This window comes from Bacillus sp. JJ664, from assembly GCF_036962205.1.
Lineage (GTDB): Bacteria > Bacillota > Bacilli > Bacillales > Bacillaceae_G > Gottfriedia.
Window position 1 is genome coordinate 75,094 of the sequence record NZ_JBALMS010000050.1, and the last position, 13,864, is coordinate 88,957.

13 protein-coding genes are annotated in these 13,864 nt (G+C 33.8%); 10 read left to right on the top strand and 3 right to left on the bottom strand.

Going from position 1 to position 13,864, the window contains the following annotated elements; all coding sequences use genetic code 11:
• Positions 1–35: 35 nt before the first annotated feature.
• Positions 36–2,192: a type I pullulanase gene (gene pulA / locus V7056_RS09165; protein WP_499701251.1), complete on the top strand. Its 2,157-nt coding sequence runs from the start codon at positions 36–38 to the stop codon at positions 2,190–2,192.
• Positions 2,193–2,343: 151 nt separating this feature from the next.
• Positions 2,344–3,120 (top strand): phosphotransferase family protein, encoded by a 777-nt coding sequence (locus tag V7056_RS09170; protein ID WP_499701308.1) that lies wholly within the window; start codon positions 2,344–2,346, stop codon positions 3,118–3,120.
• A 33-nt stretch (positions 3,121–3,153) separates the two neighbouring features.
• Here V7056_RS09170 and V7056_RS09175 read toward each other — a convergent pair whose 3' ends face one another.
• The gene (locus tag V7056_RS09175; RefSeq protein WP_499701253.1) at positions 3,154–3,432 is read right to left on the bottom strand and encodes a YtzH-like family protein; all 279 of its coding nucleotides are present in this window, start codon (positions 3,430–3,432) and stop codon (positions 3,154–3,156) included.
• Positions 3,433–3,741: 309 nt separating this feature from the next.
• Here V7056_RS09175 and trmB point away from each other — a divergent pair, with 309 nt between their 5' ends.
• Positions 3,742–4,383 (top strand): tRNA (guanosine(46)-N7)-methyltransferase TrmB, encoded by a 642-nt coding sequence (gene trmB / locus V7056_RS09180; protein WP_499701255.1) that lies wholly within the window; start codon positions 3,742–3,744, stop codon positions 4,381–4,383.
• A 44-nt stretch (positions 4,384–4,427) separates the two neighbouring features.
• Here the strand turns inward: trmB and V7056_RS09185 are convergent, their stop codons facing one another.
• A complete protein-coding gene (locus tag V7056_RS09185) occupies positions 4,428–4,901 on the bottom strand; it encodes a hypothetical protein (RefSeq protein ID WP_499701256.1) in 474 nt (157 codons plus the stop codon).
• 123 nt (positions 4,902–5,024) lie between these two features.
• On the opposite strand from V7056_RS09185, the gene V7056_RS09190 reads away from it, so the two are divergent.
• Positions 5,025–5,864, top strand: coding sequence for a YtnP family quorum-quenching lactonase (locus V7056_RS09190; RefSeq protein WP_499701258.1), 840 nt, complete (start codon positions 5,025–5,027; stop codon positions 5,862–5,864).
• A gap of 108 nt (positions 5,865–5,972) precedes the next feature.
• Here the strand turns inward: V7056_RS09190 and V7056_RS09195 are convergent, their stop codons facing one another.
• Positions 5,973–6,284 carry a hypothetical protein gene (locus V7056_RS09195; RefSeq protein WP_499701260.1) on the bottom strand — a complete coding sequence of 104 codons (312 nt, stop codon included), beginning with the start codon at positions 6,282–6,284 and terminating at the stop codon, positions 5,973–5,975.
• Positions 6,285–6,445: 161 nt separating this feature from the next.
• Between V7056_RS09195 and V7056_RS09200 the strand changes: the two genes are divergently transcribed.
• The 6 genes from V7056_RS09200 (at position 6,446) to V7056_RS09225 (ending at position 13,827) form a co-directional block, all read left to right on the top strand.
• A complete protein-coding gene (locus V7056_RS09200; RefSeq protein ID WP_499701262.1) occupies positions 6,446–7,516 on the top strand; it encodes a M42 family metallopeptidase in 1,071 nt (356 codons plus the stop codon).
• A gap of 230 nt (positions 7,517–7,746) precedes the next feature.
• Positions 7,747–8,265 carry a DUF84 family protein gene (locus V7056_RS09205; protein ID WP_499701264.1) on the top strand — a complete coding sequence of 173 codons (519 nt, stop codon included), beginning with the start codon at positions 7,747–7,749 and terminating at the stop codon, positions 8,263–8,265.
• 72 nt (positions 8,266–8,337) lie between these two features.
• The gene (locus tag V7056_RS09210; protein WP_499701266.1) at positions 8,338–8,655 is read left to right on the top strand and encodes a thioredoxin family protein; all 318 of its coding nucleotides are present in this window, start codon (positions 8,338–8,340) and stop codon (positions 8,653–8,655) included.
• Between the two features lie 17 nt (positions 8,656–8,672).
• Positions 8,673–9,470 (top strand): DUF1444 family protein, encoded by a 798-nt coding sequence (locus V7056_RS09215; RefSeq protein ID WP_499701268.1) that lies wholly within the window; start codon positions 8,673–8,675, stop codon positions 9,468–9,470.
• Between the two features lie 14 nt (positions 9,471–9,484).
• The gene (gene ytpR, locus V7056_RS09220) at positions 9,485–10,090 is read left to right on the top strand and encodes a YtpR family tRNA-binding protein (RefSeq protein WP_499701270.1); all 606 of its coding nucleotides are present in this window, start codon (positions 9,485–9,487) and stop codon (positions 10,088–10,090) included.
• Between the two features lie 245 nt (positions 10,091–10,335).
• Complete coding sequence (locus V7056_RS09225; protein WP_499701272.1) at positions 10,336–13,827, top strand: DNA translocase FtsK; 3,492 nt, start codon at positions 10,336–10,338, stop codon at positions 13,825–13,827.
• Positions 13,828–13,864 lie beyond the last annotated feature (37 nt).

A 13,864-nucleotide genomic window follows, 5' to 3' on the forward strand; every position in this document is an offset into this window, starting at 1 on the left:
AAAGCGTTTCATTTAATATTGGATGGTGAATAGCGTTGTTTCATATTAAAAGAGCTTTTGAAGCTTATATAGATGGATTTCAAGAAATAACAATGATTATTCCCAAATCAAACAAACAGACAGAGCATACTTATTTTCATTTGGTTCATGAACAAGATCAAACTCGACTACCAGTATTTTCAAGAGCCGAGTTTGAAACATTTATTAAATATACAGTACATTCACCAAATACCCTTTTATTAAATCAATCATATGAAATTGAAGATGAATTTGGTTTGCGAACAGATTTACAAGTGGGAGGAGTAATCCATTCTACTGAATTTGATGAAAAGTACGCTTATGAAGGAAATGATCTAGGCGCAACTTATACAACAGATTCAACGGTGTTTAAAGTTTGGGCTCCGACTGCCTCTAAAGTTAAATTAAGGGTATATCTAGGGACAGATGAAAATGAGAAGTATACAGAATTTCATATGGACCGAAAAAGTAATGGAGTTTGGGAATTCATAAAGAATGAAGATTGTGAAGGGTTGGTTTATACATTTTTAGTATGTGTGAATTTAATTTGGAGAGAGGCTGTCGACCCATACGCAAAAGCAGTATCTGTTAATGGTAAACAAGGAGTCGTAGTTGATTTATCAAAGACGATAAAGGTTAAAAAAGCAAGTAGTCCTTCTCTTGAAAGATACACAGATTGTATTATTTATGAAGCAAGTATTAGAGATCTTACGTCACATCCTTTAAGTGGGGTACAAAAGAAGGGATGCTATGAGGGCTTTTTTGAGACAGGAACCGTTTTCAATAATATGCCTACTGGATTTGATTATGTACGTAATCTAGGTGTGACACATATTGAATTACTACCTTTTTTTGACTTTGAAGGAGTAGATGAAGAGAACCCTTTCCAGTCATATAATTGGGGATATAATCCTTTGAATTTTAATGCACCAGAGGGTAGCTATAGCCAGGATCCTAAAGATCCTTATGTAAGAATCAATGAATTGAAAACGCTTATATCTACTTATCATAATGCTGGGCTTAGAGTCATAATGGATGTTGTTTACAATCATGTTTATGATCTTCAAACTAGTCACTTTGAAAGAATCGTTCCAGGATATTATTTTAGACAAGATAAAAATGGTTTACCCTCAAATGGTACTGGAGTTGGAAATGATTTCGCATCTGAGCGATTGATGGCCAGACGTTATATTTTACATTCACTTATTTATTGGACGAAAGAATACGATCTTGATGGATTTAGATTTGATCTGATGGGTATTTTGGATACGATTACAATGAATCAAATACAAGAAGAGTTGTTGACATTAAAGCCAGATCTTATTTTATTTGGTGAAGGTTGGGACTTGAATACTTCTTTAGATCCAACTCAAAAAGCGTCAATTCAACAAAGTCACAAACTAAAAAAAATCGGATTTTTCAATGATAAGTTTCGAGATGGGATGAAAGGTAGTACGTTTTCCATAAACGAATTTGGATTTATACAAGGGAAAAGAAATAATGATTATTTCGATGATTTACTATCTGGAAGCATTGGGGAATTTAATCATTTATCATTGTTTAAGCATCCATACCAGTCAATCAATTATGTTGAATCACATGATAATCATACAATGTGGGACAGATTACAACTTTCAAATCCATATGAAAGTGAAGACATCCTAAAAAAGAGACATATACTTGGAACTAGTTTAGTGATTTTATCTTATGGTGTACCGTTTCTTCATTGTGGGCAAGAATTTTTTCGTACAAAAATGGGAAATGAAAATAGCTATAATGCTGGAGATACTATTAATAGTATTGATTGGGCAAGAGCAGAGCGTGAAAAAAATGCTATTTCGGTAATTAAAGATTTAATCAGTATTAGAAAGCGGTTCAAAAGTTTGCGATTTTCTTTAAAAGAAGAGATTCAAGCACATGTAAAACCTGTTAACCTACATCAAGATATAATTGGTTATCAAGTATCCGCTATCAATGAGATTGATGGTGTGCAAGGGATCATGGTGCTATTTCACAATGGTACAAATGACATTAAAATCGAACTGAATCAAGAAGAATTGGATTGGGAATATTTGTGGGATGGTCAGGAAAAGTATGATACTCAACATAAAGTTGTAGTTCATAATCAATTGTTCATACCTGCGCTATCTACGGTCGTATTAGTAAAATATTAGCAACTACTTGCAGATTCTAATCAAACAATGTAAACTTGTTTAAGATGGCTTATTACGGCTAGTTGTAATAGGCTATCTTTCTTTTTGCTATAAATAATAAATACCAATTCAAACATATTTTTCAACAAGGAACGGAAGAAAAATGGATCATATACAAGAAATATTAGGAAAAGAATGGACAATCTCGCCCGCCGGTGGATTTACTGGTGAAGCGTATATAGCTGAAAATAAAGATAAGAGACTATTTCTAAAGCGAAATTCTTCTCCTTTTTTAGCAGTATTATCTGCAGCAGGTTTTGTACCGAAGTTAGTTTGGACAAGAAGACTTGAAAATGGTGATGTATTAACTGCCCAGGAATGGGTTATTGCGCGTAGCTTAGAACCCTTTGAGTTATCTGCGAAAGGGGTTGCTCAGTTTTTGCATCGTATTCATTCTTCAAAAGAATTGGTATATATGTTAACAAAACTTGGAATCAATCCATTAGAACCTCAAGAATTACTACAAACAATTGTGGGGAATTTAACAGAGGAATTTACTCAAAGTAAAATCATTGTAAAAGGAATTGAATACTTAGAGGAAAATATGCCCTCATTCAATCCAGACGACTTAGTCGTTTGTCACAGTGATTTAAATCACCATAATTGGTTATTAACTGAAACGAATAATTTATATTTGATAGATTGGGATGAAGCAATTATTGCTGATAAAGCATTTGATCTCGGGATGTTTTTGTTTACGTATGTAGAACAAAATGATTGGGACAAATGGCTTCGAAACTATGGCATTCGATATACAGAAGATTTAATGAATCGAATGAAGTGGTATGTTGCAGCGCAAACAATCATTTGGATCAAATGGTACACTCTTCGTGAAAATGAAAAGCAGACCCTTAAAATGGAAAGTCTGCTTGAAAAAATCTTAAATTAATTTTACGAAAATTTCCTCGGAAATTGTCACAAATTAAGAGAACGAATCAATATCTGTTACCCATTGGGAAAGTTGATTTTGATGATTAGTAATGTGTTGGTCTAAATCTGATGAATATTTTCCAGATTGACTGTAGTAATAAACATCATTTAACTTACTTTTTACATCATCGGTAATTTGGTCGTTTGACAATAATGACTGTACTAATCTTTCAAGTTGCTCACACTCTGAAACGGTACCGCAGCAATCTGATTGATGATTCGTTAAAATATCTTTTAAAATCGTTAATTGATGTTCATGATTTAAAGGCATACATCCCACATCCTTTTTTAATAAGTACACTTAAAATAGTTTGTGTAAGACAACATGATTTTATACAATACCTTAATAACCGAGTGCCATTTGTGCTTGGTTTTTTCTATGAAAAAAACCTTTAAATGACATTGACAAATGACTTCGAGGGGCAAGTCGTCGGAACTAGACAAAAATAAAAGTGGAGACGACTCGCCCCTGCTCCGACAAGCATATGGCGAGACAGTCGAATGATATGAAGAATAAAATGGCGTATTTGAAGCCATTTATTTTATGCAAAGAGCTAGATAACTGAAAGGAAGTGCAAATATGCGTTTAAGACATAAGCCAGGTGCGGCTGATCAAATAAAGCAATATGCTCACTATGTTATTTCAAATCCAACTGAGCAAAAAGGGAAATGGAATCAAGTATTTGAAAAAGAACAACCACTTCACATTGAAGTAGGTACAGGTAGAGGTCGCTTTATGGTTGAGATGGCAAAAGCGAACCCTCATATTAACTATATTGGAATTGAAAAGTATACAAGTGTGATTTCAGATGCATTAGATAAACTAATTGAAGCGGAAGTTCCGAACTTAAAGCTTTTAAATGTTGATGCACAAAAACTAACTGACTTTTTTGAAAATGGAGAAGTAGATCGTGTTTATTTAAACTTCTCAGATCCATGGCCAAAGGTACGTCATGAAAAACGTCGCTTAACTTATAAAACATTCTTAACAATGTATCAACAAATTTTACATGCTGATGGTGAAATACACTTTAAAACAGATAACCAGGGATTATTCGAATTTTCAATCATGAGTATGGCGAATTTCGGAATGACAATTCATTTCTTAAGCTTAGATCTTCATAATAGCGAATTTGAAGGAAATATTATGACTGAGTATGAGGAAAAATTCTCGTCTAAAGGTAATCGAATATACAGAGTAGAAGCGGCATATCGAAAATAAAAAAAGGACTAGCAAAGACAAGTACTGTCAATGCTAGTCCTTTTTTATATTAAGATCTGTAAAAACTCAAATAAAGTAAAGGCGATGGAACCAATAACTGCTGTCATTCCAGTACTACTGAAATAATCATGTGGGGAAGGGACAACTTGTTCAACGAACCATCCTCCAGCATCTGGAGAAACTTCACCAGTTTCACTTGGAGCGAATTTAAATAATAGCAAAGCAATTAAAATAAATAATCCAACGAATGGTGCTGTTGAAGTAAAATCTAAATCAAAATAGTAGCAAATAAGTGCTGAAATAATGTACTCAACAACAATGACAAACACAATCTTTAAGATTTGTTTTAGAAAAAAACTTTTTTGATTACCCTTTTCATTACTTAATGCTTCCCTCATTTTTTTAGCATCTTTAAATTGAAAATAAAGACTAATAAAATACGCAATGAAAAATAATCCAACCGTAAATAACAAACAGACAACGGCTTTTAATATAAAATAGTTGAAAAGAAAACTCATGATGTACCTCCTAAAATAAGCAAAGCTCTTCCAACAGTATACAATAGATTCGTAAAACTAGTAATATTCAGCCAATTTCGAAAAATGTTATAATAAAGGTGAGAAATACTGGAGGGGATAATCATGGAACAATTGAAGATTGGATCTTGTGTCATTCGGTGGTTGAATGGTGGAAATACTCAATTAGATGGAGGAGCAATGTTTGGTGTTGTTCCGAAAGCACTTTGGTCAAAAAAATATGTTGTAAATGATCAGAATCAAATACCTTTGCGTACAGACCCTGTATTTATTCAAACAAATGGATTAAATATTTTAATTGATAGCGGAATTGGTGTAAATAAATTAAATGAAAAACAAAAAAGAAACTTTGGTGTAACAGAGGATTCAAGCATAGAAGAACATTTAATAAAATATGGTGTTACAGTAGAAGAGATCGATTATGTCATAATGACTCATTTGCATTTTGACCACGCTAGTGGTTTAACGAAATTTGTAAATGGTGAATACCAATCTGTCTTCTTAAACGCTAAAATCATTACATCTAAAATTGAGTGGGATGAAATGAGGAGCCCTAATATTCGTTCGGCTAATACATATTGGAAAGAAAATTGGGAAGCTATTCAAAATCAAGTCATACCATTTGAAAATGAATATTCTGTTACAGACGAATTAACGGTCATTCACACAGGTGGACATAGTGATGGACATAGTATCATAAAAATCGAAACAGAAAATGAATTATTATTACATATGGGTGATTTAATGCCGACTCATGCACATAAGTCACCATTATGGGTTATGGCATATGATGATTATCCAATGACTTCTGTATATGCAAAAGAAAAGTGGGTGAACGAAGGATTAAATAGAAACGCCTGGTTTACTTTTTATCACGACAATGTGTATAGAGCAGTTAAGTGGAATTCGGATGGGCAAATTCTAGAGTCTATTCAAAAAGACTAAACAGCAAATATAGCCCTTCATTTTCGATCCAATTTCTTCGAATAGATGAGTGGATCGGGATAAAGGGCTTTTGCCTAAATAACATTTTTGATTTAGTTTACATTTTTATTAAACAATTTGAGCGGAAATTAATTCACCGTTTACGGCATTAATGATGAAAGAATAATTTGTAGAATGATTATCTGCTTCAACAACCGTAAAACCACCTTCATATACGTCACCCTCATAGTCAGGTAACTCAACCCACTTAGGTTCTGAATGAATCCAAGTACCAGTTACATTTCCATATGATAAGAAGACTGGTTTAATTGTTTTTAAAGCTTTCTCAGCTGGTACATACTGTGAAGAGAGTTTTTTCTGTAGGTAAAGACCACCTGCAATCCCTAACCCTAAACCGATTAATACACGTTTTAATTTCATTTATGCCACCTCTAATATGTAATAGTTTACGTGAAAAATTATCTATACCTAATCTTAGTCAAATAGAGTCAACATTTCAATGATTAGCATTGGTATTATATGCTATTTTTCGATAAAATAAAGAAGAAAATAAAATGTTTTCTATAGAGAGGAACGAAAATATGAATCAAGATACTCTGCAACTTTTTAAATTTCTTACAGAATTACAAGGCGCATCTGGCTTTGAGCATGAAGTTCGTCACTTTATGAGAAAAGAATTAGAGAAATATACCAATGAAATAGTACAAGATCGACTTGGTAGTATTTTTGGCGTAAAACGTGGTGTTGAAGATGGTCCAACTGTAATGGTTGCTGGTCATATGGATGAAGTTGGCTTTATGGTCACTCAAATTACTGAAAATGGGATGTTACGTTTTCAACCACTTGGTGGATGGTGGAGCCAAGTATTGCTTGCGCAAAGAGTTCAAGTTATGACTGATCAAGGGCCTGTAATTGGGGTGATTGGTTCAATTCCACCGCATTTACTTAGTGATGAATTAAGAGCTAGACCAATGGATATTAAAAATATGTTAATTGATATTGGAGCGGATAATAAGGAAGATGCTATGAAAATAGGTGTTCGACCTGGTCAACAAATCGTTCCAGTTTGTCCTTTCACACCGATGGCAAACGAAAAGAAAATAATGGCAAAAGCATGGGATAACCGATATGGTTGTGGTCTTGCAATTGAATTATTAAAAGAAGTTCAAAATGAGACATTACCAAATATTTTATATTCAGGTGCGACAGTCCAAGAAGAAGTTGGGTTAAGAGGTGCGGGAACGGCTGCAAATATGATTAAACCCGATATATTCTATGCGTTAGATGCTAGTCCAGCGAACGATATGTCAGGTGCAAAATCAGAGTTTGGTCAACTAGGTAAGGGTGTACTTTTACGTATCCTAGATCGTACGATGGTCACTCATAAAGGCTTACGTGAGTTTGTTTTAGATACTGCTGAAACAAATAATATTCCGTATCAATACTTTGTATCACAAGGTGGAACTGATGCAGGAAGAGTACATACTTCAAATGATGGCGTTCCATCAGCAGTTATCGGAATTTGCTCACGATACATCCACACAGCAGCATCTATTATTCACGTAGATGATTATATGGCTGCAAAAGAATTAATAGTTAAGCTTGTAAAATCAACAGACAAAACAACTGTTGAAACATTACGTAACTATTAAAAAAACTAAGTATTTTGTATTTAACAACACAAGAAGAAGCCTAATATGGGCTTCTTTTCTATTGGAGTAAGTATTTCTGATTATTAAGAGAAAAAATGAGAAAAATTACTTAATGTTAGAAGTTGAATAGACGTAAAGGTGGAAAGCAAGCACCCTGGAGTGGAGTTCTACCAACTTCTTTTGCGAGGGTAAAAAGACATAAACAGAAACAACGAATGGGGGACACAACAATGAAAATAACGATTGGTTCACTAAATCCGACTAAAGTAGAAGCTGTAAAAAGTGTTTTTCGTCATTTTGAAGTAATAGGAAAAAACGTCCCATCGAACGTATCAAATCAACCAATGACTGACCAGGAAACAATGGAAGGTGCAATTAACCGCGCTAAAAATGCAAAAAGGGAAGGGAATTCAGAGATAGGTATTGGTTTAGAAGGTGGCGTGATTATTGAAAATGATAGATTATTCCTTTGTAACTGGGGTGCGCTTGTTTATGAAAATGAAACAATTTTAGCAAGTGGTGCTAAAATATTATTACCAAGGGAATTTATTAAAGAATTGCAAAGCGGAATTGAGCTTTCAGAAATAATGGAATCATACACAAATGAAAAAGATATTCGAAGTAAAGAAGGCGCAGTGGGAATCTTTACGAACGGTCAAATAACGAGAACCCAAATATTTGAACATATCTCTAAACTATTATTAGGCCAATTTGAGTTTCAGATTGGTCTTGATAAGACAAAGAAATAAGTCGTCATTTTTGCATATCGATAAAAATACGTTAAAATATAAGAAAACCAGACATGAAGGGAAGAAAGTAAAATGGAAAAAATTACATCAGTTGAACAATTTGAACAAGCAAAACAAGGAGAAAATGTCGTTTTTCAATTTTCTGCAGACTGGTGTCCAGATTGTAGATTTTTAGATATGTTCTTCCAAGAAATTATTGATGAAAATAAAGATTTTACTTTTTATTATGTAGATCGCGACCAATTCATTGAGGTTTGCCAAGAATTAGATATATATGGGATACCTAGCTTTGTAGCATTTAATAAAGGTGAAGAAGTTGGACGTTACGTAAATAAAGACAGAAAAACGAAGGAACAAGTTGAAGAGTTTCTTTCTGGATTAAGAGGTTAATAAGGAAGGTAGTTCAATTGGCTAAGAAAACAACGTTAGATATCAAAAGAATGATTGAAAATCGTCTTAACGACGAACAATGGCGATTTATTTACGATCGAGAAAAAGAAGATCTACGCATTGAAGGAAAAGAAAGTCAAAAAGGGATGAGTGTTTCATTAAATAGTGCGGTTGCGAAATATGAATCAGAAGGTGAAACAGCTTTTGAAGAATTAATTTATTATGTTAAAGAAGCTCTCGCTGCAATGCATTCTAAAACTGTGTTTTTAGAAGAACAAGTTTTACCTGTCATTCGTGCAACTTCTTTTCCTACTGAAAAAGAGGAAGGGAATTTATTTGTCACGTCTGAACATACAGCCGAAACAAGAGTTTACTATGCGATAGATTCAGAAAAAACGTACCAATTAATTGATGAAAACTTATTAAGGGAATCTGGATATACGAAAGAGCAGATTCATACAATGGCCCTCTTTAATTTACGGAAAATGCCTGCTAATATAAAAGAAGATATGGTTGCTGAGAACATATTTTACTTCGTACGTACGAATGATGGCTATGATGCAAGTAGAGTGTTAAATGGAACATTTCTGAAAGAATTGCAGTCAAAAGTAAAAGGTGAATTATTATTAGGAATCCCGCATGGAGATGTATTAATTGTTGCAGACATTCGAAATAACGTAGGTTATGATATAATGGCGCAAATGAATATGAGCTTCTTTGCAAGTGGGAAAATTCCGATAACATCACTTTCGTTTGCTTATGAAAATGATAAGCTAACACCAGTATTTATTTTAGGTAAACAGAAGAAACAGTAGAGAGGAAGAAATCAGTGAATATTTTTTATAATCTTGAAGGAATTGGTGATACACTTTTAATCACTTTAAAACAAATTCCATCAGAAGATCGCAAAGTAGAACGTAAAGGGAATATTGCCCGTGTTTATAGTGTACATACAAATGAAACTGTAGCTATTAATGTTTTTCAAGCATCTTCATACGTTGATGTGCAAGAACAAGGAGTCGTTACAATTACTGAACCATTAGTAAACACTTTAAATGAATTATTAGCAAAAGAAGGATTTACTGATTCATTAGTGTTAGATTTATCACCTAAATTCGTAGTTGGATATGTTGTTGAAAAAGAAAAACATCCAAATGCTGATAAATTAAATGTATGTAAAGTTGATGTTGGAACGGAAACATTACAAATTGTGTGTGGTGCTCCAAATGTTGAACAAGGCCAAAAAGTAGTTGTTGCGAAAGTGGGCGCTGTTATGCCATCTGGATTAGTCATCAAAGATGCAAACCTACGTGGTGTAGACTCATTTGGAATGATTTGTTCTGCACGTGAACTTGATTTACCAAATGCTCCACAAGAAAAAGGTATTCTTGTTTTAGAGTCAGACGCTGAAGTAGGACAACCTTTCAATCAATAATTATTAAACCAGTCAAAAATGCTAGTGCCTATAATGGGCAACTAGCATTTTTTTTATTAAATTTATCATATTAAAAGAAAGCTATTTTCTAATTTGATATGAAATATGTCATTATTTAATTGATTTCTAAAAGTTTATCTCGAAATATATGAGTTTAAGCAGAATTTGTAATAATATTGTGTTTTTTGTCACTATATCACATGGTAAAATAGAAGATACGAAATGAAATAGAGAGAGTGAGAATAATGAAAAAGTGGTTAAAGAGTCTATTTAAGGGAGATAGCCTTAATGAGATGAAAGATGAGATTGACGAAAAGCCATCTGAAGCTAGAGTATTACAATCGCACTCTATCAATATAAAAAAACAAGATGAATTTGAACGTCCTAATTTCAGGTTTCCCTTGCAATTAGATGACGATGTAATAGTGAAAGAAGAACAACATCACGAAGTTGACACAGTATTCCAAAAGCAAAAAAATTATGATTTCTGGCAAAATAATTCCTCTCAATCAAGCAATCAAATCAATAGAGAAGAAAATCAGACTTCATTCAAACAGAGAGATGATTTCTGGCAAAGTTCAACCCATTTAATGAATCAATCAAATAGAGAAAAAATCCAGCCTTCATATAATCAAAGAGAATATTCTTGGCAGGATCCTACGAACTCAAAGAATGAATTACATAGAGAAGAAGTTCAATCTGTGTATAAACAACAGAAAAATAATGTCACGAGAGTTGAAGCGACCCAACAAACAGAAAAAGTAATACCTGAAAAAGAAGAGAAAGTTGATATTGTATTTCGACCTAAACGAAAAACTCCTTTTCGACCAAGTGAGTATATTTCACCGATTTATGGTTATCAAAAGCCTGAAAGCTCAGCAAGTGAAGAACAAACAGAACAATATTTAAAAAGTGATGATGGCTCTCTTGAAGAAAAAGTACAATCTCAATCTGAAGAAGTTTCTGTTGAAGTTAACAGAATCGAGCAAAATCAAACAACTCATGACAATCATCAAAATCAAAATGATTCAATTGAAAGCGAAAGCGAAATAAATAGCACGCCAATGCCGATTTATAATCAGAATCAAAGTGAAGAGCTTGTGGAAGATGTTATTCATTCTAGTATTCAACACCATGAGAATGAAGTAAATGAAGAAAAATCGGTTCAAGCGGAAAATTCAGATTCAATACAACATGGAATTCAAAATAACGTAGAAGAAATAGCCGTTGTTGATTTTGAAATCACACCAGATCCGTATGTTCCTTTAAAAAAGGAAGAAATCGAAGAACCAAAAATAACGGAGTTCATCGACACAAATGATTCTAAAAATCTAGACACAGATTATGCCGAATTAAAGGTTGAAGAAAGTAGCATTCAAGAAAATGAAGCTGATGAATTCAATAAATCTTACAATAATGAGAATGTTTCCAGTTATGTGACACAAAATGAAGATCGCACTCAGATAGAGCAAGTTTCAGATTATGAAGAAGAAATTCAAAATGAAACGATTGAAGAAAGTAAGATTCAAATTGAAGACTCAAAAGGCGAGGCAAATCACGTAGTCAATGAACCATTAGATATTGAAAAAGAGATTGTATCTACTTCTGGTCAACTCCAAGATGAACATAAAACAATTGTTGAACATAGAGAGCCTTCGATAGAAGAAGCATTGCAAGAAAACCAAGCTAATCCTGAGAAGACTAATGAAGAAAAGCGGGAGAAAAAACGAAACTTCCCATTCAATGTTATGATGCTTAGAAGTGATGTTGAAGCTGCACGTAAGGCAAATATCATGAGACAGCTACGTGAAATGCAAAGTGAAGCAGCTGCAACTTTAGAAAAAGTGAAACAAGAAACAGAAGCTCAAAGTGAAACAGACGAAAATGCAGCAACTGCAATTGAGAATGAAATCGTAATGGAACAACACAGTATTGTTCAAAATGGTAATGAAGGTCATTCAGAGCAACCAATAGAAACGATGCATGAAAAGACTTTAACTACAGAAGACAATAAAGAAACGATACGTGAAGAGACTCTGACTACTGATGACAATACAGAAACGATGCATGAAGAGACTCCGACTACAGATGACAGTACAGAATCGAAGCATAAAGATCTTTCAACTACAGATGACAATACAGACCCGATGTTTGAAGTGACTTCAAATAATGATGACAATACAGAATCGTCACAAAATGAAAGTGTACATGAAGAAATAGTTGAGAATGTTTTCGTAAAGCAAATGGAAAAAGTAATTGTTGAAGCAGGTAACTCGATTGAAGCTACAGCAATCCAAAATCAAGAAGAACCAGTTATGCCACCAGTCCTTTATGAGTTACCTGAGCTGGATTTATTAACTGAACCACCACTTGAACAATTTAATGACGGTGATTGGGTTGAATCACAAAAAGAATTACTTCAAGAAACGCTTCAAAATTTCAATGTTGGTGCAAAAGTCATTGCGGCAACACAAGGACCAACAGTTACTAGATTTGAAGTACAACCAGATCCAGGCGTAAAAGTTAATAAAATTACTAATTTACAGGATGATATTAAATTAAGTTTAGCAGCTCGTGATATTAGAATCGAAGCGCCGATTCCTGGAAGAAGTGCAATCGGTATCGAAGTACCAAATCGAGAAAGTAAGCCAGTCTACTTAAGAGAGCTTGTGAGCGAGGACAAATTTTTACAAAGTGAATCACCATTAACTGTAGCACTTGGACTTGATATAGGAGGAGAACCTGTTTTTGCAGACATTTCTAAAATGCCTCATGGATTAATTGCAGGTGCGACTGGATCAGGTAAAAGTGTTTGTATCAATTCAATCTTAGTCAGTATTTTGTATAAAGCAAAACCACATGAAGTGAAATTAATTTTAATTGATCCTAAGATGGTTGAACTTGCGCCATATAATCATATACCACATTTAATTTCTCCAGTCATTACGGATGCACGAGCAGCAACAGCGGCATTAAAATGGGCATGTGATGAGATGGATCGACGATATGATTTATTTGCTCATGCAGGTGCACGAGATATCAAACGATTTAATGATTTGGCTAAGAAAAAAGGCGCTTATAATGATGAGCTTCCATATTTGGTAATTGTAATAGATGAGTTAGCTGACTTAATGATGGTGTCACCAGGAGATGTAGAAACTTATATTTGTCGAATTGCACAAAAAGCTAGAGCTTGTGGTATTCATTTACTAGTTGCTACGCAAAGACCGTCAGTTGATGTCATCACAGGTATTATTAAATCAAACATTCCAACTCGAATTGCTTTTACAGTATCATCACAAGTTGATTCAAGAACGATTATTGATATCGGTGGAGCTGAAAAGTTACTTGGACGAGGAGATATGTTATTCTTAGATAATGGAAAATCCCAATCAATTCGTTTACAAGGCGTTTATGTTTCAGATGATGAAATCGAACAAGTTGTTGAAATTGTAAAAGATCAACAAAAACCTCATTATTTATTTAATCAGGAAGAACTTGTAGCAAAAGCAGATGCACATGATGTAGATGACGAACTGTTTGAAGAAGCAGTTGAATTTGTTATTGATCAAAAAGGCGCTTCTGTATCAATGCTTCAAAGACGTTTTAGAATTGGATATAATCGTGCAGCGAGATTAGTTGATCTGATGTTTGACCACGGTATTGTATCGAATCAAAATGGAAGTAAGCCTCGTGATATTCTCATGACATTGGAGCAATTTCATTCTGAGGAATAAATTTGATGGCAGTAAGACCCTAACAAACGAATGTTAA